The following is a 25,826-nucleotide window of genomic DNA, read 5'->3' on the forward strand; positions in this document are numbered from 1 at the left end:
GGAGAACACCCATGTCGCATTCGATTCGTGACAACCTCAAGCGCCTGCTGGCCCCCCGGCACCTGGCCTTCGTCGGCGGGCGCAGCATGGCACGGGCGCTCAAGCGCTGCGCCGAAGGTGGCTTTGGTGGCGAGCTGTGGCTGGTCAACCCGCAGCATGACAGCCTCGAAGGCATTCCCTGTGTAGCACGGGTGGCCGACTTGCCCCATGCCCCGGATGCGGTGTTCATCGCCACCAACCGCGAACTGACCCTGCAGTGCGTTGCCGAGCTGGCCGCACGCGGCGCCGGTGGCGCCATCTGCTATGCCTCGGGCTTTGCCGAAAGCGGCGAAGAGGGCCGCCAGCTGCAGCAGCGCCTGCTCGCCGCCGCCGGCAACATGGCCTTGCTCGGCCCCAACTGCTACGGCTTGCTCGATTACCTGCACGGCGCTGCGTTGTGGCCGGTGGCCCATGGTGGCCAGCAGGTGGAGAAGGGCGTGGCGATCCTCACCCAGAGCGGCAACTTCGCCTACAACCTGTCGATGAGCGACCGCTCGCTGCCGGTGGCCTACATGGCCTCGGTCGGCAACCAGGCGCAACTGGGCGTGGCCGAGCTGATGGACGTGCTGCTCGACGACCCACGGGTAACCGCCATCGGCCTGCACCTGGAAGGCCTGAAGAACGTGCCGGGCTTCGCCCGTGCCGCCTGCAAGGCATTGCAGCAGGGCACGCCGATCATTGCGTTGAAGACCGGCGTGTCGCAGATCGGCGCCGAACTGGCGCTCAGCCACACCAGCTCGCTGTCCGGCTCCGATGCCTTGTACGACAGCCTGTTCCAGCGCCTGGGCGTGATCCGCGTCAGTGGCCCGGTGAGCTTCGTCGAAACCCTCAAGGCCGCCGCCTGTGGCCGCCTGCCGGTGGGTGGCGAGCTGATTGCCCTGGCTTGTTCCGGTGGCGATGCCGGCTTGATCGCCGACTATGCCGAGCGCAACCAGCTGGTCCTGCCGAAGCTCGCACAAGGGCAGGTGGCGCAGTTGGCCGAGGTGCTGCCGGCCTATGCCAACCTGGTCAACCCGCTGGATTTCACCACTGCCATCTGGGGTGATGCAGCGGCCCTGCAACGCATGCTCGACAGCACCCTGAGCGGCGCAGCCGACGCGGCCATGCTGGTGCTGGACTACCCGGCGGCGTTCACCGGCGAACGCAAGGAATGCGACCTGCTGCTGGCGCTGTACTGCGATGCGCTGGAGCGCCACGGCAAGATCGGCTTCGTCACCTCGGCATTCCCGGAGCTGTTGCCCGCCTGCGCGCGCGAGCGTTTGCACGCGCGTGGCATTGCCGCCCTGCAGGGCGTGGAGGATGGCCTGGCAGCCTGGGGCCGCATCGTCGCCTACCAGCGCAACCGCCAGCGGCTGCTGGAACAGGGTGAGGCCACGCGGGTGCCGCTGTGCCCGCAGGCCCTTGGCGGCGAGAGCCACCTGCTGGACGAATGGCAATCCAAGCAAGCCCTGCGTGCCTTCGGCCTGCCGGTACCGGCAGGGGTGCTGAGCACACCCGAGCGCGCTGTGGCAGATGCCGCCCGCGTCGGCTACCCGCTGGTACTGAAGGCGGTCAGCGCGCAACTGCCGCACAAGACCGAAGCCGGTGCGGTGGCGCTGAACCTGCGCGATGCCGCCGCCCTCGCGGTTGCGCTGGTACAGATGCGCCAGCGCATCGCCGCCTACGCCCCGCAGGTAGTGTTCGATCAGGTGCTGCTCGAACCGATGGCCGAGCCGCCGCTGGCCGAACTGATCGTCGGCATCAAGCGCGAGCCCGACTTCGCCCTGGCCCTGGTGATCGGTGCCGGTGGCGTGCTGGTCGAGTTGCTCAAGGACAGCGTCAGCCTGTTGCTGCCGACCACCGATGATGCCATCCGCAGCGCGCTGCTCGGCCTGCGCAGCGCCAGCCTGCTGCAAGGCTTCCGTGGCCGCCCGGCCGCCGACCTCGACGCACTGGTTGCGGCTATCCGCGCGGTGGCCGACTACGCCTGCGAAAACGCCGGGCAACTGCTGGAGCTGGATGTGAACCCATTGATGGTCGGTGCCCATGGCACCACCGCGGTCGACGCGCTGATCCGCCTCGGCCAGGCGCAAGGAGAACGACATGAATAAGCACACCCCGACCGCCGGCCAGGCGTTGGTGCGCCTGCTGGCCAACTACGGCGTGGAGACGGTATTCGGCATCCCCGGCGTGCACACCCTGGAGCTGTACCGCGGCCTGCCGGGCAGCGGCATCCGCCATGTGCTGACCCGCCACGAGCAGGGCGCCGGCTTCATGGCCGACGGCTATGCACGGGTAAGCGGCAAACCGGGGGTGTGCTTCGTCATCACCGGCCCGGGCGTGACCAATGCCGCCACCGCCATCGGCCAGGCCTACGCCGACTCCATCCCGATGCTGGTGATCTCCAGCGTCAACCACATTGCCAGCCTGGGCAAGGGCTGGGGCTGCCTGCACGAAACCCAGGACCAGCGCGCCATGACCGCGCCGATTACCGCGTTCTCCGCCGTGGCCCTGCGCGGCGACGACCTGCCCGAGCTGATCGCTCGTGCCTGGGCCGTGTTCGACAGCGAACGGCCGCGCCCGGTGCACATCTCGGTGCCGCTGGACGTACTGGCCGCGCCGGTCAGCCGTGACTGGAGCAATGAGGTGGTGCGCCGCCCCGGGCGCGGCCAGCCTTGCCGCGACATCCTCGACCAGGCCGCCATGAAACTGGCCGCCGCCAAGCGCCCGATGATCATTGCCGGTGGTGGGGCATTGCACGCGGCCGAGCAGCTGCAGCAGCTGAGCACTCGGCTGGCAGCGCCATTGTTCACCAGCGTGGCCGGCAAGGGCCTGCTGCCAGCGGACGCGCCACTGAATGCCGGCGCCAGCCTGTGCGTCGAGCCCGGCTGGCAGCTGATCAGCCAGGCCGACGTGGTGCTGGCAGTGGGTACCGAAATGGCCGACACCGACTTCTGGCGCGAGCGCCTGCCGATCAACGGCGAGCTGCTGCGCGTGGACATCGACCCGCGCAAGTTCAACGACTTCTACCCCTGTGCCATAGCCCTGCACGGTGATGCCCGGCAAACCCTGGCCGGCCTGCTTGAGCACCTACCAGCGCTGGACCGTGACCCGGCCCAGGCCAGCGAAGCAGTGGCCAACCTGCGCCAGGCCATTCGCAGCGGGCATGCGCCGCTGCAGGCCGTGCACCAGGCAATCCTCGACCGCGTTGCCGCCGTGCTGCCCGACGATGCCTTCATCAGCAGCGACATGACCCAGCTGGCCTACACCGGCAACTACGCCTTCGCCAGCCGGGCGCCGCGCAGCTGGCTGCACCCCACTGGCTACGGCACCTTGGGCTACGGCCTGCCGGCCGGCATCGGCGGCATGTTCGCCAGCGACCACCGCCCAGGCCTGGTGCTGGTGGGCGACGGCGGCTTCCTCTACACCGCCCAGGAACTGGCCACGGCAGTCGAGGAACTGGACCGGCCGCTGGTCGTGCTGTTGTGGAACAATGACGCCCTCGGCCAGATCCGCGACGACATGCTCGGCCTGGACATCGAGCCGGTCGGCGTACTGCCGCGCAACCCGGACTTCATCGGCCTGGCCCGCGCCTTCGGTTGCGCGGTGCGCCAGCCGCGTGACCTGGATGCGCTGCAGGCCGATCTGGCCAGCGGTTTCGCCACCCCCGGCGTCACCTTCATCGAACTCAAACACACCTGCGTCTGCTAAGCCGCAGACACCACGAACAACAAGAGAAACCACCATGCCATTTCGCCGTACCCTCCTGGCTGCATCCCTCGCTCTGCTGATCACCGGCCAGGCCCCGCTGTACGCCGCACCACCCCTGTCGATGGACAACGGCACCGCTGCCCTGACCGCGCAAAACAGCAACGCCTGGGTCGAAATCAGTGCCGGCGCGCTGCAACACAACATCCGTACCTTGCAGGCCGAGCTGGGCGGCAAGTCCAAGCTGTGCGCCGTGCTCAAGGCCGACGCCTATGGCCACGGTATCGGCCTGGTGATGCCGTCGATCATCGCCCAGGGCGTGCCTTGCGTGGCGGTGGCCAGCAACGAGGAGGCCCGGGTGGTCCGCGCCAGCGGCTTCACCGGGCAACTGGTGCGGGTGCGCCTGGCCAGCCTCAGCGAAGTGGAAGATGCCTTGCAGTACGACATGGAAGAACTGGTCGGCAGCGCCGAGTTCGCCCGCCAGCTCGATGCCATCGCCGAACGCCACGGCAAGACCCTGCGCATTCACATGGCGCTCAATTCCAGTGGCATGAGCCGCAACGGCGTGGAAATGACCACCTGGTCCGGCCGGGGTGAAGCGCTGCAGATCACCGACCAGAAGCACCTCGAGCTGGTCGCGCTGATGACCCACTTCGCCGTGGAAGACAAGGACGATGTGCGCAAAGGCCTGGCAGCGTTCAACGAGCAGACCGACTGGCTGATCAAGCACGCGAAACTTGATCGCAGCAAGCTCACCCTGCACGCCGCCAACTCCTTCGCTACGCTGGAAGTGCCGGAAGCGCGCCTGGACATGGTGCGCACCGGCGGCGCGCTGTTCGGCGACACCGTGCCGACGCACACCGAATACCAACGTGCCATGCAGTTCAAGTCGCACGTGGCAGCGGTGCACAGCTACCCGGCAGGCAACACCGTCGGCTACGACCGCACCTTCACCCTGGCGCGTGATTCGCGCCTGGCGAACATCACCGTCGGCTACTCCGATGGCTACCGCCGGGTGTTCACCAACAAGGGCCATGTGCTGATCAACGGCCACCGTGTGCCGGTGGTGGGCAAGGTGTCGATGAACACGTTGATGGTCGATGTCACCGACTTCCCCGATGTGAAGGGTGGCAACGAAGTGGTGCTGTTCGGCAAACAGGCCGGGGGTGAAATCACCCAGGCCGAAATGGAAGAAATCAACGGCGCGCTGCTCGCCGACCTGTACACCGTATGGGGCAGTTCCAACCCGAAGATTCTCGTCGACTGAAACCGCCAATGAAGGGAGATTGCCATGCGCTACGCCAAGCTCACTCAACGCATCGCCGGCGACGGGGCTGCGGCCTGGGACATCCACTACCGCGCCCTGGCGCTGCAGGCCGAGGGCAAGGATATCCTGCTGCTGTCGGTGGGTGACCCGGACTTCGACACCCCCGCGCCGATCGTCGAGGCGGCCATCGACAGCCTGCGGGCGGGCCACACCCATTACGCCGATGTGCGCGGCAAGCTGGCGCTGCGCCAGGCCATCGCCAACCGCCACCGCCAGCGCAGCGGCCAGGCCGTCGATGCTGACCAGGTGACGGTGCTGGCGGGTGCCCAGTGCGCGCTGTACTGCGTGGCCCAGTGCGTGCTCGACCCGGGTGACGAGGTGATTGTCGCCGAGCCCATGTACGTGACCTACGAGGCGGTGTTCGGGGCCTGTGGCGCCAAGGTGGTGCCGGTGCCGGTCAAGCCGGAGAACGGCTTTCGCGTGTGCCCGCGTGACGTGGCCGCGCGCATCACCCCGCGCACCCGCGCCCTGGCCCTGAACAGCCCGCACAACCCCTCGGGGGCGAGCCTGCCGCGTGCCACCTGGGAAGCGCTGGCCGAGCTGTGCATCGCCCACGATCTGTGGCTGATCTCCGACGAGGTGTACAGCGAGCTGTTGTACGACGGCGAGCATGTCAGCCCTGGCAGCCTGCCGGGCATGGCCGAGCGCACCGCCACCCTCAACAGCCTGTCGAAGTCGCATGCCATGACCGGTTGGCGGATGGGCTGGGTGGTCGGTTCGACCGAACTTGCCACCCACCTGGAAAACCTCGCCCTGTGCATGCTGTACGGCTCGCCGGACTTCATCCAGGACGCCGCCGTGGTTGCACTGGAGCAGCAACTGCCGGAACTGGATGTTATGCGCGAAGCCTATCGCCAGCGTCGCGACCTGGTGTGCGAGCAGTTGGCCGACTGCCCGGGCATCAAGGTGCTCAAGCCCGATGGCGGTATGTTCGTGATGGTCGACATCCGTGAGACCGGCCTCAGCGCCCAGGCCTTCGCCGATCGCCTGCTCGACAGCCAGGGCGTGTCGGTGCTCGCTGGCGAAGCCTTCGGCCCCAGCGCTGCCGGGCATATCCGCCTGGGCCTGGTATTGGGTGACGAGGCCTTGGCCGACGCTTGCCGGCGCATCGCCCGCTGCGCCGCCGCACTGATGCAGGGGCAGGCCCATGCGTGAGTATGCGCGGCTTTACATCGACGGCGCCTGGCAGGTACCGAGCGGGCAGGGCATGGCCGAGGTGATCGACCCGGCCACCGAACAGGCCATCGGCCGCGTGCCGCTGGGCGCCGAGGCCGATGTCGAACGGGCAGTGATGGCTGCGCGGCGGGCCTTCGATGGCTGGTCGCGCACGCCGTCCAGCGTACGTGCCGGGTTCATAACGGCGCTGGCCGCACAGCTGAAAAGCCGTGCGGCGGAAATGGCCTCGCTCATCACCGATGAGCTGGGCATGCCGGTGCAGTGGTGCCAGGCGGTACAGGTCGAGGGCCCGATTGCCGGGCTGGAGCAGTACGCCGAACTGGCCGGGCTGATGGATGAGGTGCGCGAAGTCGGCAACTCGCTGGTGTACCGCGAGGCCGTTGGCGTGTGCGCGTTCATCAACCCGTGGAACTACCCGCTGCACCAGATGATCGGCAAGCTGGCGCCGGCCCTGGCCGCCGGCTGCACGGTGGTGGTAAAGCCCAGCCAGGAAACACCGCTGCATGCGTTCCTGCTGGCCGAGATGATCGAGGCCATCGGTCTGCCGGCCGGGGTGTTCAACCTGGTCAGCGGGCCGGGGGCCAAGGTTGGCGAGGCCCTGGCCCGGCACCCGCAGGTGGACATGGTGTCGTTCACCGGCTCCACCGGCGCCGGGGTGCGCGTGGCCCAGGCGGCCGCGCCGACGGTGAAGCGGGTGTGCCTGGAGCTGGGCGGCAAGTCGCCGCTGCTGATCACCGCCGACGCCGACCTGCACGCGGCGGTGCGCCATGGCGTGCAGGATGTGATGATCAACTCGGGGCAGACCTGCACGGCCTTGACCCGCATGCTGCTGCCGGCCAGCCGCTACGCCGAGGCGCTGGAGATTGCCGAGACCGAGACCCGTGCGCTGGACATGGGCGACCCGCGTGACCCGGCCAGCTTCCTCGGGCCGATGTGTTCGGCAGGCCAGCGGCGCACCGTGCTCGACTACATTCGCCTGGGGCAGGAAGAGGGCGCGCGCCTGCTGTGCGGCGGTGATACGCCGGCCGGCTTCGAGCGCGGCTTCTACGTGGCGCCGACGTTGTTCGCCGATGTCGACAACCGCATGCGCATCGCCCAGGAGGAAATCTTCGGCCCGGTACTGTGCCTGATCCCCTATGCCGACGAGGCCCAGGCGCTGGCCCTGGCCAACGATTCACCGTTCGGCCTGTCCAGCGCGGTGTGGGCCGGTAGCCGCGAGCACGGCCTGGCCCTGGCGCGGCAGATACGCGCCGGGCAGTGCTTCATCAACGGTGGCGGGTTCAACTACCAGGCACCGTTTGGTGGCTACAAGCAGTCGGGCAACGGGCGCGAGTGGGGCGAGGAGGGCCTGGCCGAGTTTGTCGAGGTGAAAGCGGTGCAGTGCTGAGCCACAGCTGGAAGACAACCTGTTTTGTGTGAGGAGAATGTTTGTGAATGTACTGATCGTCCACGCTCACCCCGAGCCGCAATCGTTCACGGCTGCCCTGCGTGACCAGGCCGTGGAAACCTTCCGCGCCCAGGGCCACCAGGTGCAGGTCAGCGACCTGTACGCCATGGGCTGGAACCCGGTGGCCAGTGCCGATGACTTCAGCCAGCGCGAGAACCCCGAGTACCTGGTGTATGCCCTGGAGCAGCGCCAGGGGGTGAAGCGTGGTGCCATTGCCGCGGATATCCAGCAGGAGCTGGACAAGCTGCTGTGGGCCGACTTGCTGGTGCTGAACTTCCCGATCTTCTGGTTCTCGGCGCCGGCCATGCTCAAGGGCTGGATCGACCGGGTGCTGGTGTCGGGGGTGTGCTATGGCGGCAAGCGCTTCTACGACCAGGGCGGGTTGGCGGGCAAGAAAGCGCTGGTGACCGTGACCCTGGGCGGGCGCGAGCACATGTTTGGCGACGGGGCGATTCATGGGCCGCTGGAAGACATGCTGCGGCCGATCTTGCGCGGCACGCTGGCCTACGTGGGGTTCGAGGTACTGCCGCCGTTCGTGGCCTGGCATGTGCCGTACATCAGTGACGAGGCGCGGCAGGGCTTTTTGCAGCAGTACCGGCAGCGCCTGGAGCAGCTCTCGGACGACCAGCCACTGGTGTTCCCGCGTCTGGAGCAGTTTGATGAGGCGCTTTACCCGCTGACGTGATTGACTGTTCTGGCCCAATCGCCGGCAAGCCAGCTCCCACAGGGAAATCACAGGGCCTCAGGACTGTGGAGGACCTGTGGGAGCTGGCTTGCCGGCGATTGGGCCTGTGGCCTTCATACAAAATTCACCTGCCAAAAAAACGACCACCCACACATTCGGGGTATGTCCCCCTTCGGCAAATCCCTCGATAGTGCCCCCATCGGCTCGATCCCGAGCATTCACACGATGGAGTTGCCATGCGCAAGGTACTGAAGGTGATTGGCGGTCTGCTGCTGGCGTCTGGCGCCAGCCTGGCCCAGGCGGCAGAGGTGGACAGCGGTAACACGTTGCGGTTGTACAACTGGACCGACTACATCGGCGAAACCACCCTGGCCGACTTCGAGAAGGCCACCGGCATCAAGGTCATCTACGACACCTTCGACGGCTACGAAACGGTACAGACCAAACTGCTCACCGGCCGCTCCGGCTACGACCTGGTCATGCTCAACGCTTCCCTGGTACCCCCGCTGATCAGCGCCGGGGTGTTCCAGGCGCTGGACAAGCAGCAACTGCCCAGCTGGCACAACCTCGACCAGCAGGTGGTGAACAACCTGCAAGGCTACGACCCCGGCCTGAAATACTCGGCGCCCTACACCTGGGGCAGCTCGGGGGTAACCTACAACGTCGACAAGATCACTGCGCGCATGCCCGATGCCCCCATCGGCTCGCTGGCCATGCTGTTCGACCCCAGGATCGTCTCGCGCTTCGCCGACTGTGGCGTCACCCTGATGGATGCGCCGACCGAAGTCATCCCGCTGGCCCTGCAGTACCTGGGCAAGGACCCACGCAGCGCATCGCCGGCCGACCTCAAGGCGGCCGAACAACTGCTGCTGGGCATTCGCCCGTACATTCGCAAGTTCGACTCGGTCAACTACCTCACCAGCCTGCCCAACGGCGATGTCTGCCTGGCCCTGACCTGGTCCGGCGACTACGCCACCGCCCAGGCCCGCGCGGTGGAAGCGAAGAAGGACATCAAGCTGTCGTTCTTCATCCCCCAGGAAGGCTCGCTGATCTGGTTCGACAACCTGTACATCCCCAAGGATGCGCCGCACGCGGCCAACGCCCACCGCTTCATCGAGTTCCTGCTGCAGCCGCAGACCATGGCCAAGGTCACCGACTACATCCACTACGCCAACAGCAACGCCGCCGCCACCGCGCTGGTGCGCGACGAGATCCGCCAGGACCCGGCCATCTACCCCGACGCGCAAACCCGCGAGCGCCTGTTCGCGCAGAAAACCCAGAGCCCGAAGGACATGCGCGCCATCACCCGGGTCTGGAGCACGGTCAAGACCGGTTTCTGAACACTGCCCAACGATCACTGCCAAGGAGCTGCCCATGGCCACCCCAAGCAAAGCATTCGCCATTGCCCACGACCCGCTGGTGGAAGCCGACAAGGCCCACTACATGCACGGCTACCACGTGTTCGACGAGCACCGCGAGCAAGGCGCGCTGAACATCGTTGCCGGCGAGGGCGCCTGCATCCGCGATACCCACGGCAACCGCTTCCTCGATGCCGTCGGCGGCATGTGGTGCACCAACATTGGCCTGGGACGCGAGGAAATGGCCCTGGCCATCGCCGACCAGGTACGCCAGCTGGCCTATTCCAACCCGTTCTCCGACATGGCCAACGATGTGGCCATCGAGCTGTGCCAGAAGCTTGCGCAGCTGGCGCCGGGTGACCTGAACCATGTGTTCCTCACCACCGGCGGCTCGACCGCGGTCGACACTGCCTACCGGCTGATCCAGTACTACCAGAACTGCCGTGGCAAGCCGCACAAGAAGCACATCATCGCCCGCTACAATGCCTACCATGGCTCCACCACGCTGACCATGTCGATCGGCAACAAGGCAGCTGACCGGGTGCCGGAGTTCGATTATCACCACGACCTGATCCACCACGTGTCCAACCCCAACCTGTACCGCGCCCCGCACGACATGGACGAGGCCGAGTTCCTCGACTTCCTGGTGGCCGAGTTCGAGGACAAGATCCTCTCGCTGGGGGCCGACAACGTGGCGGCGTTCTTCGCCGAGCCGATCATGGGCTCGGGCGGGGTGATCATTCCGCCCAAGGGCTACTTCCAGCGCATGTGGCAGCTGTGCCAGACCTACGACATCCTGTTCGTCGCCGACGAAGTGGTGACCTCGTTCGGGCGCCTGGGCACCTTCTTCGCCAGCGAGGAACTGTTCGGCGTAACCCCCGACATCATCACTACCGCCAAGGGCCTGACCTCGGCCTACCTGCCGCTGGGGGCGTGCATCTTCTCCGAGCGCATCTGGCAGGTGATCGCCGAGCCGGGCAAGGGCCGCTGCTTCACCCACGGCTTCACCTACAGCGGCCACCCGGTGTGCTGCACCGCGGCGCTGAAGAACATCGAGATCATCGAGCGCGAGCATTTGCTGGAGCACGTCAAGGACGTTGGCGGCTACCTGGAGCAGCGCCTGCAAAGCCTGCGCGAGCTGCCGCTGGTGGGGGATGTGCGCTGCATGAAGCTGATGGCCTGTGTCGAGTTCGTTGCCGACAAGGCCAGCAAGGCGTTGTTCGCCGACGAGGTGAACATCGGCGAACGCATCCACAGCAAGGCCCAGGCCAAAGGGCTGCTGGTGCGGCCGATCATGCACCTGAACGTGATGTCGCCGCCGCTGATCATTACCCATGCGCAAGTGGACGAGATCGTCGAAACCCTGCGCCAGTGCATCATCGAAACCGCGCGCGAACTCACGGCGCTTGGCCTGTACCAGGGCCGATGAACCTGGCGCAAAGGGCTGTGCGCGGGCGTGCCTGGCAGGCTAGACTGCCGGGCATGACCCAGGCCTCTCCCGACACCCCGCTTACCCTTTCACTGGGCGCGCTGCAGCAATGGCATGCGGCGCTGCAGCGCGCACTGGCCCACAGCGAAACGCCCGAGGCGCTGGCGCATGTGGCGGCCGCCATCGGCCAGCTGGTGCAGGTGGAATCGATGATGATCAGCCTCGAGTGCGAGGGGCGGGCACCGCAACTGCTGTACCAGCAAGGCATCCCCGACCTGCACCGCGCTGCCGTGCTGGAGCGCTACTTCACTGCCGGCTACCTGCTCGACCCGTTCTGCCTGGCCGTGCAGAGCGGCCTGGCCGAGGGCTTCTACCACCTGCAGGAAATCGCCCCGGACAACTTCTTCGACAGCGACTACTACAAGGCCTATTACCTGGGTACCGGTTGCAGTGAAGACAGCTATTACATCGTCGACCTCAGCGCTGGCCGCAAGTTGTCGCTGAGCCTGTTCCAGGGCTGCAGCGGCACGCGCCTGAGCGCCGGGCAGATCGACCTGCTGCGTGCGCTGGAGCCGATGGTACGCGAGCTGCTGGGGCGCTACGCCCGGCACCATCTGGAGCCCGGCCCCGCATCGACGGAGCGTGGCAGCCTGCAGGCGGCGTTCGACAGTTTCGGCTGTCAGGTGCTGACCGACCGTGAGCGGGAGGTGGCGCACATGATCTTGCGTGGGCATTCGGTGAAGTCCACCGCGCTGGAGCTGGGCATCTCGCCGGAAACCGTGCGCATGCACCGCAAGAACCTGTACCTGAAGCTGGAGATCAACTCGCAGTCGGAGTTGTTTGCGCGGTTTATCGACTGGCTGCGCGGCGATCACCTGCCGGCCTGGCAGCAAAGGAGCAACTGCCTTACTCAAATCTGAAAGCTGGCGCGGTCCCTGTGGGAGCGGGTTCACCCGCGAAGCAGGCACCGCGGTGGATGGCACGGGCTTCGCCCGTGTTCGCGGGTGAACCCGCTCCCACACGGATCGCGACAGACTTGGGTTTTCGGGTAAGCCTTGTCACGAAGCAGCCAGGCGGGCCTCCAGCGCGGCAATATGCGCCTGCAGCCGTTCATGCTCCTGGCGCTCGGCGCTGATGTCTTCGAACACGCTGATCAGGTGCTCCGGCTCGCCGTTGTCGCGACGTTGCAGCGAGGTGCGGGCGCGTACCCAGATGTACTCGCCGTTCTTGTGGCGTACGCGTTTTTCCACCTCGTAACGCTCGGTTTCGCCAGCCAGCATGCGCTGCAGCAATTGCAGGTTCTGCGCCAGGTCATCGGCGTGGGTGATCTGTTGGAAGGTCATGCCGTACAGTTCCTCGGCACGGTAGCCCAGCAGCTCGCACAGGCTGTTGTTGACCCGTTGCCAGGTGCCGTCGGGGTCGATGTAGGCGAGGGCACCCCAGGCCAGCTCGAAGATCGTGCGGAAGCGTTCCTCGCTCTGGCTCAAGGCCTGCTGGGCCATCTGGCGCTCGGTGTTGTCCATGCTGATGCCGACCATCTTCACCGATCGCCCGGCGCTGTCGCGTACCACCGTGGCGCGGGAGGAGATCCAGCGTACTTCACCGTCGGGGCGGGTGATGCGGAAGTCGCACTCGCAGCCGTTGCCCTTGGCCACTGCCTCGGCATACATCGCCTGCATGTGCTGCACGTCTTCGCCCGGCAGGTGTTTCCAGAAGTCTTCGTTATGGTGCACCGGCCAGCCATATACCTGCTCGACATTGGGCGAGTAGGTGACCTCGTCACTGATCAGGTTCCATTCCCAGGTGACGATGCGTGCGCCTTCCTGGGCCAGTTTCATGCGCGTTTCGCTTTCCATGATCTCGGCAGTCAGGCGCCGGCGCAGGTCGGTCATCGGCAGCTCGACCACCTGTGGTTGCTGGATGTTCTGCAGTGCCTCGTCGCCATAGCGCAGCCAGATCCAGTTGACCTTGAGAAAGTCGGCCAGCTTGCGCAGGTTGTCGTAGTCGATCTCGCCGCCACGGGTCCACTTGTGCACCGCAGTGCGCGAAATGCCCAAGGCCGTGCCCACGGCTTGCAGGGTCAGCTTGTGATGCTCGAGCAGTTCCTTGAGGCGGAAGGCGAAGCTGTTTTCCAACATCGGCAGGGTGTCCTGATCTGGGCCAAGAGCCTGCCAGTATACCCAAGCTGTCAACTTTTGGTTGACGGATCAGTGGTCCTCTCTCTCGACCTTGTGTTGCCTGTACTGGCCTCATCGCCGGCAAGCCGGCTCCCACATCGACCGCATCGCCTTCAAGCCATGTGCAGTACCTGTGGGAGCTGGCTTGCCGGCGATGAGGCCAGTACAGGCAGCATCAGCCGGGCGGTTATTACAAGTCGAGCACCAAGCGGGCAGTACGAGCACGCGAGACGCACAGCATGATGCTCTGCTGGGCAGCCTTTTCTTCGTCGCTCAGGTACTGGTCGTAATGCTCGGCTTCACCCTCGAGGATGGCCGTCTCGCAGGTGCCGCACACGCCTTCGCGGCACAGGCACTCGACCTTGGCGGCTTTGGACTTCTCGATGGCCTGCAGGATGGTCATGCCTTCTTCCACCTGCAGCTCCACACCCGACTGCGCCAGCACCACGGTAAAGGCACTGCCGGTGACCGGAGTGGCGGCAAACTGTTCCCAATGCACGCGGTGCTCGGCAATGCCGGCCTCGGCGGCGCAGGCGATGACCGCGTCGATCAGTGGTTTGGGGCCGCACACGTACAGGTGCGCCTGCTCGTCCAGGCCCGCGCACAGGGCGGCCAGGTCGAGCTTGCGGTCGAGGCTGTCGATGTAGAAACGGGTGTTGGCGGCGTGCGGGCCGTTGGCCAGCTGGTCCTGGAACGCCCCGTGCTCCGGCGCGCGGAAGGCATAGTGCAGTTCGTAGTCGGCACTGGCGCCTTCCAGTTCATGCAGTTGCGCCAGGAACGGGGTAATGCCGATGCCGCCGGCAATCAGCACATGGCGGCCGGCGGTCGGGTCCAGCGCGAACAGGTTGTTGGGCGAGGAAATGGTCAGGCGGGTGCCCACTTCCACCTGCTGGTGCATGAACGCCGAGCCGCCCTTGGACTGCTCCTCCAGGCGCACGCCAATCTGGTAGCTGCGGGTGTCGCGCGGGTCGCTCATCAACGAGTAGGCGTTGCTGAACTGGCTGCCGTCGGTGCCGTGCATCTGCACGATGACGTGGCTGCCACCGGTGAAGGCGGGCATCGCCGCGCCGTCTTCGCGGGCCAGGGTAAAGCGCTTGATCAGCGGCGTGGCTTGTTCCACTGCGGTAACCTGCACGCTGAACATTTCATATGTGTTGGCCATGGTTCACCTCGACTGCCTGGGTGCGCGGCAGGCCCTGCCGCGCACCTTTACGTGCAAAAAACGTGGAGCGGTTGCCATCAATCGTCGAGGTGGGCCACGGCGATCAGGTTGTGGAAGTGGGCAATGCCGTGTTCGCTCATGCCGCTGCGCTCGCGGTCGGCCATGATCCGGCCCTGGCCACGGTAGCCACGGGACTTCAGGCCCTTCTGCACGCTTTCGACCAGGCGCAGGTCTTCCGGGCGGAACACTTCGCGGTACCAGTCGATCAGCTTCTGCTGCTCTTCGCTGATGTCCTTGTTGAGGAAGTAGATGTCGTAGTGCTGCAGGGTGGTTTCGGCATCGACCGGGAACTCGTAGATCACGGTCATGAAGTTGGCTCCTGGCGGCACGTTGAACATGGTGCAAGGCCAGGCCCAGAAACCGGCGAACGATGGGTCTTTCACATTCTCGTCGAACTTGAACGACTGCTCCGAAGGCTTGGCCAGGCCGTATTGCAGGGTCCAGTTGCCGTGCAGGCTGTGGCTGTACTGGCCAACGTCCACCGAGTCGGAGAAGCCCGGGTGGGCAGGGGCGCAGTGGTAGCACTCCAGGTAGTTGTCGACGATCGACTTCCAGTTGGCCGGGGTGTCGCTGACGAAGCGCGCGGCCAGGTGCAGGTCGTCGATCACCGCGCAGGCTTCACGCATGCGTGCCTGCATGCCTGGCAACTGGTCTTCTACCGAGCCTGCGTCCATGTCCATGTTGATGAAGATGAAACCGGCGTATTCCTCTACGCGCAGCTGCACCAGGGTGGAGTTTTCCTTGTCGAAGTTGACCACGTTGTCGCAGTTGCGGGCGTGGGCCAGTTCGCCGTCGAGCTTGAAGGTCCAGGCGTGGTAAGGGCAGGTGATGACGTTCTTGGCCTTGCCGCTGCCGCTGAGCAGCTGGTGGCCGCGGTGCGGGCAGACGTTGTAGAACGCGCGCAATACGCTGTCACGGCCACGTACGACGATGATGCTTTCGCCAATCACTTCGCGGGTGATGTAGGCGTTGTTCTCTGCCACTTCACTACGGTGGCCCACGCAGATCCAGCTGCGAGCGAAAATCGCTTCCTTCTCGTGCTCGAACACCGCGGCCTGGGTGTAGAAATTGGCGGGGATGGTGAAGGCCTCGTCGGCATTCGCGCAGAAATCGGCGGGCAGGCGTTTGAAGTCGTTCATGACAGGTTTCTCACAAGCTCGGTTTGTATTTATTGGTTAACGCGTATCTGTTGGTTAACAGATCAGGCAAAAAAATTTGCAGCTATCCTGGGGCTGCTTGGCAGCCCCATCGCGAGCAAGCTCGCTTCTACAGCATCGGTCAGTGCACCGCAGCGGCGCTGCGCGGGGCTTGCTCGGTTGGCTCTTCGCCAGCCATGCGGGCCGCTTCTTCGTCGATCAGGTGGGCCGATACCTGGCCGTAGTCGGCGATCATCCACTTGAAGAAGCCGTAGATCTTCACCAGCAGGATCACCATGAACGGGATGGCGGTCAGCACCACGGCGGTCTTCATGGTCGACAGCGAGGCCTTGGCGAACAGCATGGCCAGTGGCACCAGGGTCAGCACCACGCACCAGAACAGGCGGTGGGTCGGTGTCGGGTCGTCGCCTTCACGCAGGTTGCGGGTGCTGGTGGCGGCTACCGCATAGGCTGCGGCATCCATGTGCGAGGCACAGAAGATGGCCATGATGAACAGGTACACACCGAGGAACACCTGGCCCCATGGCAACGCCAGCAGCAGGTGGGTCACGGCCGATTCGCCGCCTTGTTCGGCGAGCATCTTCGGTACATCCACCGCACCGGTGATGAACTGGTGCATGCTGTAGCTTTCCAGCGCGCCGAAGAAGAACCAGCAACCGAAGCTGCCACCCAGCAGCAGGGCCAGCACCACTTCCTTGATCTGCCGGCCGCGCGAAACGCGGGTCACGAACATGGCCACGCCTGGTGCGTACGACACCCACCACAGCCAGTAGAACACCGTCCAGTTGCGGGTGAAGGCACCGTCGCCGGCCGGGTCGGTGAACAGGCTCATGTGCACGTAGTTCTGGATCATCAGGCCAATCGAGTTGGCGGTGTTGTTGATGGTGAACTGGGTCGGGCCGACCAGCAGGATCACCGCGGCGAACACCAGCGCGCCGATGCACACCATCTTGCTCAGGCGCTGCAGGCCGCCATCGATGCCGATGTAGGAACTGAGCGAGAACATCACTGCCACGCCACCGATCACCAGCAGTTGCACGGTGAAGGTGTCCGGGGTGCCGGCCAGGTCGTGCAGGCCGCGGGTGAGGGTGGAGGCGGTGAGGGCCAGCGACACGGTCAGCGCGCCCATCATGGTCAGCAGGAAGATCAGGTCGACGCTACGGCCTACCGGCCCGGTAGCCTTGAAGCCGGTCACCGCTTCGACGATCGAGGCCAGGTTCAGGCCGCTCTTCTTGCGCACATGGAAGTGGTAGGCCATGGCCAGCGAGGCCAGGGCATAGATCGACCAGGCGCTGATGCCCCAGTGGAAGAACGAGTAGCCAACGCTGTACTCGAGCGCCTTGGGGCTGGCCGCGGCGATGTTCAGGCCTGGGGTCTGGTAGTAGTAGGCCCATTCCATCACGCCCCAGTACAGGGTCGACGAGCCCATGCCGGCGCAGATGAACATGAACACCCAGGTGGCGGTGGCGTATTCGGGCTTGCCGCTGCCCAGGCGGATGTTGCCGTACTTGCTGAAGGCCAGGTACAGCACGGCCAGGGTACTGCCGAACACCAGCACCTGCACGCTGGTACCGAAGGTGCGGGTGGACAGTTCGAACAACTGGTTGGCGGCGCTTTCCGCCTGGGCGGGGAAGGCTGCAAGGCCGATCACGGTGAGCAGCACGGCAATCAGGCTCACGGTAATCAGGAACACATCAATCTTTTTATTCTTGTGCGACATCATCGTCTCCTGGGACGTTGGCGTACTTGTTTTACCCGGCAGGCATCCGGGGTGTTGCAGTACCACTCCTTCCTTGGACGTTAACCTTTGGTTTACGAATATCTAATGGTTAACAGATTTTGCATACAATCCACGCCGCTCGCAAGAGCCAAAGGGCCGATTGTCAGACACTTCTGACAATCGGCCCTGGTGGATCAGGCCTCGACCAGCGCGGTGATGGCCTGGCCCACTTGCTGGGTGGACTGCTGCCCGCCCATGTCGCGGGTCACGTCACCGGCGGCGATGACCTGCTCGATGGCCTTGAGGATATCGTCGTGGGCGGCGCGATAGCGCGGGTCGGCGCCGTCGTTGCCGAGGAAGTCGAGCATCAGCGCACCGGACCAGATCATCGCGATCGGGTTGGCAATGTTCTTGCCGTAGATGTCCGGCGCCGAACCGTGCACCGGTTCGAACAGCGACGGGAACTTGCGCTCGGGGTTGAGGTTGGCCGACGGCGCGATGCCGATGGTGCCGGCGCAGGCCGGGCCGAGGTCGGAGAGGATGTCGCCGAACAGGTTCGAGGCCACCACCACGTCGAAGCGGTCCGGTTGCAGCACGAAGCGCGCGCAGAGGATATCGATGTGCTGCTTGTCCCAGCTGATTTCCGGATAATTGGCAGCCATCGCCGCCGTGCGCTCGTCCCAGTACGGCATGCTCACGGCCATGCCGTTGGACTTGGTGGCCGAGGTGACATGCTTGCGCTGGCGGGTCTGGGCCACATCGAAGGCGTACTTGAGGATGCGGTCGACGCCGCGGCGGGTGAACACCGACTCCTGCAGCACGAACTCGTTCTCGGTGCCTTCGAACATGCGCCCGCCCAGCGACGAGTACTCGCCCTCGGTGTTCTCGCGAATGACCACGAAGTCGATGTCACCTGGCTCACGGCCAGCCAGTGGGCAAGGTACGCCGGGGAAGAGGCGCACCGGGCGGATGTTCACGTACTGGTCGAAGTCGCGGCGGAACTTGAGCAGTGAACCCCACAGGGAGATGTGGTCCGGTACCTTGTCAGGCCAGCCCACTGCGCCGAAGTACAGGGCGTCGAAACCCTTGAGCTGTTCGAACCAGTCGTCCGGCATCATCTTGCCGTGGGCCAGGTAGTAATCGCAGCTGGCCCACTCGAAGAACTCGAAGCTGATGTCCAGGCCGTGCTTGCGCGCAGCGGCCTCGACCACGCGAATGCCTTCAGGCAGTACTTCGTTGCCGATGCCATCGCCGGGGATTGCCGCGATTCTGAAAGTCTTGCTCATGGGGTGCACTCGTTGTCTAGGGAACAGGTGCTGGCCATGCTATAAGGGCTTGATCCGGAGATAATCTAGCCATTCATGGATTCTTGGAACACGCTACGTGAATAATCTACCCAACCTCGACGACCTCAACATCTTCCTGCAAGTGGCCAAGCGCGCCAGCTTCGCGGCCGTGGCCGATGAGCTGGGCATGTCGGCGGCCTACATCAGCAAGCGCATTCGCATGCTCGAGCAAACCCTGGAAGTGCGCCTGTTGCACCGCACCACCCGGCGGGTGACGGTGAGCGAGGAGGGCGAGCGGGTGTACCAGTGGGCGCTGCAGATTTTCGATGCGGTGCAGCGCATGGGTGATGACATCAGCGCCCAGCACCGCGAGCCGGCCGGGCAACTGCGCATCGCAAGCAGCCTGGGCCTGGGCCGGCGCTTCGTGGCGCCGGCCTTGTCGGAGCTGGCCGAGCGCTACCCGCGGCTGGACATTCGCCTGGACGTGCATGACCGCCTGGTGGACCTGATCGCCGAAGGCGTCGACCTGGATATTCGCGTGGGCAACGCCATCGCTCCCAACCTGATTGCCAAGCCGCTGGCGCGCAACCGCCGGGTGTTGTGCGCCGCGCCGGCGTACCTGGCCCGGCGCGGCACGCCCAAGGTGCTGGGCGACCTGGCCAGTCATGACTGCCTGGTGATCAAGGAGCGCGACCACCCGTTTGGCGTGTGGCAGCTGATGGGCCCGGAGGGTGAGGAGGGGGTGCGGGTAACCGGCGGTTTGTCGAGCAACCATGGCGAAGTGGCGCACCAGTGGTGCCTGGACGGGCGCGGGATATTGCTGCGTTCCTGGTGGGATGTGCACGACAGCCTGCAGGACGGGCGCCTGGTGCAGGTGCTGGAGGACTATCACCAGCCGGCGGATATCTGGGCGGTGTACACCACGCCGCTGGCCAGTTCGGCCAAGGTGCGAGTGGCAGTGGACTTTTTCCGGCAGTACTTTGCCGAGCGTTATAGCCTGCCGGGTTAGGTCGAACTCGAATCCTGCCCGGTATGCTTCTGCTTTTTTGTGGGAGCGGCCTTGCGTCGCGAAAGGGCTGCAAAGCAGCCCCAGGATGTCAGCGGTGTCGCATGGATTGCCGGGGCCGCTGTGCGGCCCTTTCGCGACGCAAGGCCGCTCCCACAAGCATCAAAGCAGAGACGATTCCTCAGCCCCTTCCTTTGGCCAGATAGGCCGCAAACTCTGCCTCCGGCACCATGCTGCCACCGGTCCCCCACACCAGGTGCGTGGCCCGGTCCATGCGCCCAGCCGACAGACCCATGCGCGCCAGGTACTCAGGCGATTCAAGCACCCTGACCATGCCCGGCATCCCCGCCAGCGCCGAAGGCTCCAGCCGCGCGTTCTCCTGGTCATGGGCCAGCACCAACAGCCGGTACAGCGCCTCGTCGCTGACCGTGTAATAGCCATCGAGCAAACGCTGCATCGCCTTGCCGACAAAGCCGGAAGGGCGGCCCACCGCCAGGCCGTCGGCGGCGGTCAGGTTGTCGATGCCGAAATCCTGCACGCTGGTGGCGTCATGCAAACCGCTATACACCCCCAGGAACATGCAGGGCGAGTGGGTGGGCTCGGCGAAGATGCAGTGCACATGGTCGCCCCAGATCAGCTTCAGGCCGAACGCCACGCCACCCGGGCCGCCGCCGACCCCGCAGGGCAGGTAGACGAACAGCGGGTGCTCGGCATCCACCTTGATACCCGCGGCCTCGAACTGGACGGCCAGCCGCTCGGCCGCCACTGCATAGCCGAGGAACAGGTGTGGCGAGTTCTCGTCGTCGACGAAGTAGCAGCTCGGGTCCGCCGCCGCCTGCTGGCGCCCTTGCTCCACTGCCACGCTGTAGTCGCTTTCGTACTCGACCACCTTCACGCCATGGGCGCGCAGCTTGTCCTTCTTCCACTGGCGGGCATCGGCCGACATGTGCACGGTTGCCTGAAAGCCCAGCCTGGCGCTCATGATGCCGATCGACAGGCCGAGGTTGCCGGTCGAGCCGACCGCAACCTTGTACTGGCTGAAGAATTGCCGGGCCTGGTCGCTGGCCAGTTCCCGGTAATCGCTGTCGAGGCTGATCAGGCCGGCCTCCAGAGCGAGGTCTTCGGCATGCTTGAGCACTTCATGAATACCGCCGCGGGCCTTGATCGAACCCGAGATCGGCAGCTCGCTGTCGGCCTTGAGCCAGAGTGAACCGCTGGCTGGCAGGCCCGCTGCCTGCAGCAAGGTGGCGTGCAGGGTGGGCAGCGGGCGCAGTGGCGACTCGATGATGCCGCCGGTGGCGGCGGTATCCGGGAACACGCTGGCCAGGTAGGAAGCAAAGCGTGCCAGCCGGGCACTGGCGGCACTGACATCGGCTGCGCTCAGGCCGACATCGGCCAGGGCCCGGGCGGCAGGGGCAATGTGCGGGTTGAACCAACGGGTTTCGCGCAGGGCCACCAGGTCTTCGATCAGGGGGTGGGAGCTGCACCATGCTTGCAGTGTCTTGCCGTGAATCATGCTGGTTTTTCCTGTTGGTTGATGATGACCAGGGGGCGATATCAGGCCGTTCCTGCGGATTGGCGGGGACCCTGTGGGAGCGGGCGTGCCCGCGAAACAGGCGATACGGTGGCTGGCACGGGCTTCGCCCGTGTTCGCGGGCACGCCCGCTCCCACAGGGTCCGCGCAAGCTTCAGGTATCTAGACAGACTGTCGATCCTGCAGGAGCGCGCGCTCATTCGGCCTGTTGTGCAATCAATGCCAGGCAGCGCTGCACGATCGGGCTCACATCGCCCATGCGCCGGCTGAGGATGATCGGGCTGACGGCGCCGCTGTCGAGCAGGCTTACATATTCGATATCGGTGCGGTGCTGCTGCTGCACCGACGCCGGCACCAGGGTCACGCCTACGCCGACGGCCACCAGGCCGATGGCGGTCTGCAGTTCGTTGGCCCACTGGCTGACGCGGATGCTCATGCCGTGGTGGGCGAACAGTGCCAGCACATGGTCGGCATAGCTGGGCCGCGGGTTGGCCGGGTAGAGGATGAACGCCTCGCCAGCCAGCTGGGCAAGGGTAAGCGGGCTGCTCGCCAGCGGGTGGCCCTTGGGCAATACAGCCACCAGCGGGTCCTCGCACAGCACTTGCTGGTGAATGGCCGGGTCATCGATGCGAATGCGCCCGAAGGCGATGTCGATGCGCCCGCTTTTCAGCGCCTCCACCTGCTGCAGCGTGGTCATCTCGTTCAGGCCCAGTTCCAGCTCGCTGTCCTGGCGCAGTTCGCGGATCAGCTCCGGCAGCACCTTGTACAGGGTCGAGGGGGCAAAGCCGATCCCCAGCCACTGGCGCTGGCCCTGACCGATGCGGCGGGTATTGTCGCTTATGTTCTCCAACTGCTGCAGCACGGTGCAGCTCTGCTCGTAGAAGAATCGGCCCGCCTCGGTCAGCCGCAGCGGGCGGTCGCGCACCACCAGCAAGGTACCGAGCTGGTCCTCGAGTTGGCTGATCTGCCGGCTCAGCGGTGGCTGGGCAATGTGCAGCAGCTCGGCGGCGCGAGTGAAGTTCAGGGTTTCGGCCAGGACCTTGAAGTAACGCAGGTGGCGCAGCTCCATCAGACCTCCAGGGTATGGTGGGAGATTCATTCGATATTGGACGGCTATCAGGGTCTCGCGCAATCCTTGAACAAGCAAGTAAATGCACTACTCGGGCCTGCGGCTGGCAGCCCGAAACCACGGGACCTGGCAACAATGACAAGCGCGCTGATTGAACGTATAGAGGCAATTATCGTCGACCTGCCGACCATTCGCCCGCACAAGCTGGCGATGCACACCATGCAGCAGCAGACCCTGGTGGTATTGCGTGTTCGCTGCAGTGATGGCGTGGAAGGCATCGGCGAGGCCACCACCATCGGCGGCCTGGCCTATGGCTACGAAAGCCCCGAGGGCATCAAGGCCAACATCGATGCGCACCTGGCGCCGGCGCTGATCGGCCTGCCGGCAGACAACATCAACGCCGCCATGCTCAAGCTGGACAAGCTGGCCAAGGGCAACACCTTTGCCAAGTCGGGTATCGAGAGCGCCTTGCTCGATGCCCAGGGCAAGCGCCTGGGCCTGCCGGTCAGCGAACTGCTGGGTGGCCGCGTGCGCGACAGCCTGGAAGTGGCCTGGACCCTGGCCAGCGGCGACACCGCCCGCGACATTGCCGAAGCCCAGCACATGCTGGAGATTCGCCGGCATCGGGTGTTCAAGCTGAAGATCGGCGCCAACCCGTTGGCCCAGGACCTCAGGCACGTGGTGGCGATCAAGCGCGAGCTGGGCGACAGCGCCAGCGTGCGGGTCGACGTCAACCAGTACTGGGACGAATCCCAGGCCATCCGTGCCTGCCAGGTGCTTGGCGACAACGGCATCGACCTGATCGAGCAACCGATTTCGCGCATCAACCGCAGCGGCCAGGTGCGCCTGAACCAGCGCAGCCCGGCGCCGATCATGGCCGACGAGTCGATCGAAAGCGTCGAGGACGCCTTCAGCCTGGCCGCCGACGGCGCGGCCAGCATCTTCGCCTTGAAAATAGCCAAGAACGGTGGCCCGCGCGCCGTGCTGCGCACCGCGCAAATCGCCGAGGCTGCCGGCATCGCCCTGTATGGCGGGACCATGCTCGAAGGCTCGATCGGCACCCTGGCTTCGGCTCACGCCTTCCTGACCCTGCGCCAGCTCACCTGGGGCACCGAGCTGTTCGGGCCGCTGCTGCTGACCGAAGAAATCGTCAACGAGCCGCCGCAGTACCGCGACTTCCAGCTGCACATTCCAAGTACCCCGGGCCTGGGCCTGACCCTGGACGAACAGCGCCTGGCGCGCTTCGCCCGCCGCTGAGTCACGCTGGCTGAAAGAACACACAACCCCTGTGGGAGCAACTGTCTTGCTCAAATTTTAAAACTTGGCGCGATCCCACAGGTACAGCGACAACCTCGAGAGCAACGCTGTTCCTGTGGGAGCGGCTTTAGCCGCGAAGCAGGCGACGCGGTGGATAGCACGGGCTTCGCCCGTGTTCGCGGGCTCGCCCGCTCCCACAGTGTTCGCGCCAAATCAGAGAAAGGAGATACCAGCATGCTGTTCCACGTGAAGATGACCGTGAAACTGCCGGTCGACATGGACCCGGCCAAGGCCGCCCGGCTCAAGGCCGACGAAAAGGAACTGGCCCAGCGCCTGCAGCGCGAAGGCACCTGGCGCCACTTGTGGCGCATTGCCGGGCACTACGCCAACTACAGCGTGTTCGACGTGCCCAGCGTCGAGGCGCTGCACGACACCCTGATGCAGCTGCCGCTGTTTCCGTACATGGACATCGAGGTCGACGGCCTGTGCCGGCACCCCTCGTCGATTCACAGCGACGACCGCTGAGTCGCACCTGTCTACCTGACAAGAACAAGATGAGGCAAGCACGATGACCGTGAAAATTTCCCATACTGCCGATGTTCAGGCGTTCTTCAAGGAAGTGGCCGGCCTGGGCCATGCCGAAGGCAACCCACGCTTCAAGCAGATCATCCTGCGTGTGCTGCAGGACACTGCACGCCTGGTCGAAGACCTGGAAATCACCGAAGACGAGTTCTGGCATGCCGTCGACTACCTCAACCGCCTGGGTGGCCGTAACGAAGCCGGCCTGCTGGCGGCGGGGCTGGGCATCGAGCACTTCCTCGACCTGCTGCAGGATGCCAAGGACGCCGAGGCCGGCCTGACTGGCGGCACCCCGCGCACCATCGAAGGCCCGCTGTATGTGGCGGGGGCGCCGCTGGCGCAGGGCGAAGCGCGCATGGACGACGGCAGCGACCCGGGCGTGGTGATGTTCCTCCAGGGCCAGGTGTTCGATACCGAAGGCAAGCCGTTGGCCGGCGCCACCGTTGACCTGTGGCACGCCAACACCCAGGGCACCTATTCGTACTTCGACTCCACCCAGTCCGAGTACAACCTGCGCCGGCGCATCATCACCGATGCCGAAGGGCGTTACCGCGCGCGCTCCATCGTGCCGTCGGGGTACGGCTGCGACCCGCAGGGGCCAACCCAGGAGTGCCTGGACCTGCTTGGCCGTCACGGCCAGCGCCCGGCGCACGTGCACTTCTTCATCTCGGCGCCGGGGCACCGCCATCTGACCACGCAGATAAACCTGGCCGGCGACAAGTACCTGTGGGATGACTTTGCCTATGCCACCCGTGACGAGCTGGTCGGCGAGCTGCGCTTTGTCGAGGATGCTGCGGCGGCGCGTGATCGCGGCGTAGAGGGCGAACGCTTTGCCGAGCTGGCGTTCGACTTCCACCTGCAGGCGGCCAAGGCGCCGGACGCCGAGGCGCGCAGCCACCGCCCGCGTGCGTTGCAAAACAGCTGAGCCCTGAAGGGATCCCTGTGGGAGCGGGCGTGCCCGCGAAGAGGCACCGCGGTATATGGCACCGGCTTTGCCGGTGTTCGAGGGCATGCCCGCTCCCACAGGGGCGCCTAGCAATCGATGACTGGTTTTGGCCTGGGCCTTTCCGTGCGGGGAGGGCCTGGGCTTTTTGCTGCCAGGGGCTGTTGATCTAGAATCCGCCTTTTTACCCGAGCCCTCGCACCATGCTGCCCATCGAACTGCTGGCAACCACTGCCGACCAGGCCCCGCTGATTCGCAACCTCTACCAGTTCTACGCCTACGAGTCCTCGGACTGGGAGCAGGAAGACGTCGAAGTGGACGGCCGCTTCTATATCCATGACGAGCACCTGCAACGTTACTGGCAGGCCGATGGCTGGGGCGCGTACCTGGTGCTGGCAGATGGTTTCATCGCCGGTTTCGTGCTGGTCGAACGCAGCGAGCTGCCGGGCATCGACGCGTTCGAACTGGCCGACCTGTTCATCCTGAAAAAGTACCGCCGACAGGGCATCGGCCGGGCGGTGGCATTGCAACTGCTGGGCGGCGAGGGCGACTGGCTGATGCGCTGTTACGCACAGGACATGCCTGCCGTGGCCTTCTGCAATGCCGTGCTGGCCGAGCTGTCGCGCCCGGCGCAGCCCATAGCCCTGGATGACGAACCGGGCTTGCTCAACTTCCTGGTGACGGGCGCCCGCCATTGAGGGGTTGCCAGCCTTCGTTCGCAAATTGAA

Annotated in this window: 21 protein-coding genes; 14 read left to right on the top strand and 7 right to left on the bottom strand. The window is 65.3% G+C overall.

Going from position 1 to position 25,826, the window contains the following annotated elements; genetic code table 11:
* Nucleotides 1-11 precede the first annotated feature (11 nt).
* From CAG44_RS18850 to CAG44_RS18890, 9 genes are all read left to right on the top strand, one after another.
* Nucleotides 12-2,129, top strand: coding sequence for an acetate--CoA ligase family protein (locus CAG44_RS18850; RefSeq protein WP_085692761.1), 2,118 nt, complete (start codon nt 12-14; stop codon nt 2,127-2,129).
* On the top strand, nt 2,122-3,729 hold the full coding sequence (locus CAG44_RS18855; protein WP_085692762.1) for a 5-guanidino-2-oxopentanoate decarboxylase: 1,608 nt from the start codon (nt 2,122-2,124) through the stop codon (nt 3,727-3,729). The genes CAG44_RS18850 and CAG44_RS18855 overlap by 8 nt, the downstream gene beginning before the upstream one ends.
* 34 nt (nt 3,730-3,763) lie before the next feature.
* Entirely contained in the window at nt 3,764-4,993 is a 1,230-nt protein-coding gene (gene alr / locus CAG44_RS18860; protein ID WP_085593074.1) for an alanine racemase, read from the top strand.
* 24 nt (nt 4,994-5,017) lie between these two features.
* Entirely contained in the window at nt 5,018-6,208 is a 1,191-nt protein-coding gene (locus CAG44_RS18865; protein ID WP_025338746.1) for a pyridoxal phosphate-dependent aminotransferase, read from the top strand.
* Nucleotides 6,201-7,616: an aldehyde dehydrogenase family protein gene (locus tag CAG44_RS18870; RefSeq protein WP_085692763.1), complete on the top strand. Its 1,416-nt coding sequence runs from the start codon at nt 6,201-6,203 to the stop codon at nt 7,614-7,616. The genes CAG44_RS18865 and CAG44_RS18870 overlap by 8 nt, the downstream gene beginning before the upstream one ends.
* A 43-nt stretch (nt 7,617-7,659) precedes the next feature.
* Entirely contained in the window at nt 7,660-8,361 is a 702-nt protein-coding gene (locus CAG44_RS18875; RefSeq protein WP_085692816.1) for an NAD(P)H-dependent oxidoreductase, read from the top strand.
* 236 nt (nt 8,362-8,597) lie between these two features.
* Nucleotides 8,598-9,701, top strand: coding sequence for a polyamine ABC transporter substrate-binding protein (locus tag CAG44_RS18880; protein WP_013973072.1), 1,104 nt, complete (start codon nt 8,598-8,600; stop codon nt 9,699-9,701).
* Nucleotides 9,702-9,735: 34 nt separating this feature from the next.
* Nucleotides 9,736-11,148 (top strand): aminotransferase, encoded by a 1,413-nt coding sequence (locus CAG44_RS18885; protein WP_085692764.1) that lies wholly within the window; start codon nt 9,736-9,738, stop codon nt 11,146-11,148.
* A 53-nt stretch (nt 11,149-11,201) separates the two neighbouring features.
* On the top strand, nt 11,202-12,068 hold the full coding sequence (locus CAG44_RS18890; protein WP_256575279.1) for a helix-turn-helix transcriptional regulator: 867 nt from the start codon (nt 11,202-11,204) through the stop codon (nt 12,066-12,068).
* Between the two features lie 138 nt (nt 12,069-12,206).
* On the opposite strand, the gene CAG44_RS18900 is transcribed toward CAG44_RS18890, so the two are convergent.
* From CAG44_RS18900 to CAG44_RS18920, 5 genes are all read right to left on the bottom strand, one after another.
* The gene (locus tag CAG44_RS18900) at nt 12,207-13,286 is read right to left on the bottom strand and encodes a helix-turn-helix transcriptional regulator (RefSeq protein ID WP_085593084.1); all 1,080 of its coding nucleotides are present in this window, start codon (nt 13,284-13,286) and stop codon (nt 12,207-12,209) included.
* A gap of 229 nt (nt 13,287-13,515) precedes the next feature.
* Nucleotides 13,516-14,487, bottom strand: coding sequence for a PDR/VanB family oxidoreductase (locus tag CAG44_RS18905; RefSeq protein WP_085593086.1), 972 nt, complete (start codon nt 14,485-14,487; stop codon nt 13,516-13,518).
* A gap of 77 nt (nt 14,488-14,564) precedes the next feature.
* Nucleotides 14,565-15,686: an aromatic ring-hydroxylating dioxygenase subunit alpha gene (locus CAG44_RS18910; protein WP_085593088.1), complete on the bottom strand. Its 1,122-nt coding sequence runs from the start codon at nt 15,684-15,686 to the stop codon at nt 14,565-14,567.
* Between the two features lie 139 nt (nt 15,687-15,825).
* Nucleotides 15,826-17,424 carry a BCCT family transporter gene (locus tag CAG44_RS18915; RefSeq protein ID WP_025338755.1) on the bottom strand — a complete coding sequence of 533 codons (1,599 nt, stop codon included), beginning with the start codon at nt 17,422-17,424 and terminating at the stop codon, nt 15,826-15,828.
* Nucleotides 17,425-17,618: 194 nt separating this feature from the next.
* On the bottom strand, nt 17,619-18,710 hold the full coding sequence (locus tag CAG44_RS18920) for a tartrate dehydrogenase (protein WP_025338756.1): 1,092 nt from the start codon (nt 18,708-18,710) through the stop codon (nt 17,619-17,621).
* Between the two features lie 97 nt (nt 18,711-18,807).
* Between CAG44_RS18920 and CAG44_RS18925 the strand changes: the two genes are divergently transcribed.
* On the top strand, nt 18,808-19,719 hold the full coding sequence (locus tag CAG44_RS18925; RefSeq protein ID WP_085593090.1) for a LysR substrate-binding domain-containing protein: 912 nt from the start codon (nt 18,808-18,810) through the stop codon (nt 19,717-19,719).
* A gap of 178 nt (nt 19,720-19,897) precedes the next feature.
* Here CAG44_RS18925 and CAG44_RS18930 read toward each other — a convergent pair whose 3' ends face one another.
* Together CAG44_RS18930 and catR are read right to left on the bottom strand one after the other, a co-directional pair.
* Nucleotides 19,898-21,232, bottom strand: a complete 1,335-nt coding sequence (locus CAG44_RS18930; protein ID WP_085593092.1) for a D-serine ammonia-lyase — start codon at nt 21,230-21,232, stop codon at nt 19,898-19,900.
* Nucleotides 21,233-21,446: 214 nt separating this feature from the next.
* Nucleotides 21,447-22,319: an HTH-type transcriptional regulator CatR gene (gene catR / locus CAG44_RS18935; RefSeq protein ID WP_085692766.1), complete on the bottom strand. Its 873-nt coding sequence runs from the start codon at nt 22,317-22,319 to the stop codon at nt 21,447-21,449.
* A gap of 135 nt (nt 22,320-22,454) precedes the next feature.
* Here catR and CAG44_RS18940 point away from each other — a divergent pair, with 135 nt between their 5' ends.
* From CAG44_RS18940 to CAG44_RS18960, 4 genes are all read left to right on the top strand, one after another.
* On the top strand, nt 22,455-23,576 hold the full coding sequence (locus tag CAG44_RS18940; protein ID WP_085692767.1) for a muconate cycloisomerase family protein: 1,122 nt from the start codon (nt 22,455-22,457) through the stop codon (nt 23,574-23,576).
* Nucleotides 23,577-23,810: 234 nt separating this feature from the next.
* Entirely contained in the window at nt 23,811-24,101 is a 291-nt protein-coding gene (gene catC / locus CAG44_RS18950; protein ID WP_013973066.1) for a muconolactone Delta-isomerase, read from the top strand.
* A 43-nt stretch (nt 24,102-24,144) separates the two neighbouring features.
* A complete protein-coding gene (catA, locus tag CAG44_RS18955; RefSeq protein ID WP_085692769.1) occupies nt 24,145-25,080 on the top strand; it encodes a catechol 1,2-dioxygenase in 936 nt (311 codons plus the stop codon).
* 221 nt (nt 25,081-25,301) lie between these two features.
* The gene (locus CAG44_RS18960; protein WP_025338763.1) at nt 25,302-25,796 is read left to right on the top strand and encodes a GNAT family N-acetyltransferase; all 495 of its coding nucleotides are present in this window, start codon (nt 25,302-25,304) and stop codon (nt 25,794-25,796) included.
* Nucleotides 25,797-25,826: the final 30 nt, after the last annotated feature.

It is taken from the genome of Pseudomonas sp. B13(2017) (assembly GCF_002113245.1).
Taxonomy (GTDB): Bacteria; Pseudomonadota; Gammaproteobacteria; order Pseudomonadales; family Pseudomonadaceae; genus Aquipseudomonas; species Aquipseudomonas putida_Z.

Bases quoted from the DNA above. Each gene is read 5' to 3' on its own strand.
- CAG44_RS18850 (WP_085692761.1), top strand. From the start codon at position 12: ATGTCGCATTCGATTCGTGACAACCTCAAGCGCCTGCTGGCCCCCCGG.
- CAG44_RS18880 (WP_013973072.1), top strand. From the start codon at position 8,598: ATGCGCAAGGTACTGAAGGTGATTGGCGGTCTGCTGCTGGCGTCTGGC.
- CAG44_RS18960 (WP_025338763.1), top strand. From the start codon at position 25,302: ATGCTGCCCATCGAACTGCTGGCAACCACTGCCGACCAGGCCCCGCTG.
- catA (WP_085692769.1), top strand. From the start codon at position 24,145: ATGACCGTGAAAATTTCCCATACTGCCGATGTTCAGGCGTTCTTCAAG.
- CAG44_RS18865 (WP_025338746.1), top strand. From the start codon at position 5,018: ATGCGCTACGCCAAGCTCACTCAACGCATCGCCGGCGACGGGGCTGCG.
- CAG44_RS18885 (WP_085692764.1), top strand. From the start codon at position 9,736: ATGGCCACCCCAAGCAAAGCATTCGCCATTGCCCACGACCCGCTGGTG.
- CAG44_RS18940 (WP_085692767.1), top strand. From the start codon at position 22,455: ATGACAAGCGCGCTGATTGAACGTATAGAGGCAATTATCGTCGACCTG.
- CAG44_RS18890 (WP_256575279.1), top strand. From the start codon at position 11,202: ATGACCCAGGCCTCTCCCGACACCCCGCTTACCCTTTCACTGGGCGCG.
- alr (WP_085593074.1), top strand. From the start codon at position 3,764: ATGCCATTTCGCCGTACCCTCCTGGCTGCATCCCTCGCTCTGCTGATC.
- CAG44_RS18920 (WP_025338756.1), bottom strand. From the start codon at position 18,710: ATGAGCAAGACTTTCAGAATCGCGGCAATCCCCGGCGATGGCATCGGC.
- CAG44_RS18905 (WP_085593086.1), bottom strand. From the start codon at position 14,487: ATGGCCAACACATATGAAATGTTCAGCGTGCAGGTTACCGCAGTGGAA.
- CAG44_RS18870 (WP_085692763.1), top strand. From the start codon at position 6,201: ATGCGTGAGTATGCGCGGCTTTACATCGACGGCGCCTGGCAGGTACCG.
- catR (WP_085692766.1), bottom strand. From the start codon at position 22,319: ATGGAGCTGCGCCACCTGCGTTACTTCAAGGTCCTGGCCGAAACCCTG.
- CAG44_RS18915 (WP_025338755.1), bottom strand. From the start codon at position 17,424: ATGTCGCACAAGAATAAAAAGATTGATGTGTTCCTGATTACCGTGAGC.
- CAG44_RS18855 (WP_085692762.1), top strand. From the start codon at position 2,122: ATGAATAAGCACACCCCGACCGCCGGCCAGGCGTTGGTGCGCCTGCTG.
- CAG44_RS18930 (WP_085593092.1), bottom strand. From the start codon at position 21,232: ATGATTCACGGCAAGACACTGCAAGCATGGTGCAGCTCCCACCCCCTG.
- catC (WP_013973066.1), top strand. From the start codon at position 23,811: ATGCTGTTCCACGTGAAGATGACCGTGAAACTGCCGGTCGACATGGAC.
- CAG44_RS18900 (WP_085593084.1), bottom strand. From the start codon at position 13,286: ATGTTGGAAAACAGCTTCGCCTTCCGCCTCAAGGAACTGCTCGAGCAT.
- CAG44_RS18910 (WP_085593088.1), bottom strand. From the start codon at position 15,686: ATGAACGACTTCAAACGCCTGCCCGCCGATTTCTGCGCGAATGCCGAC.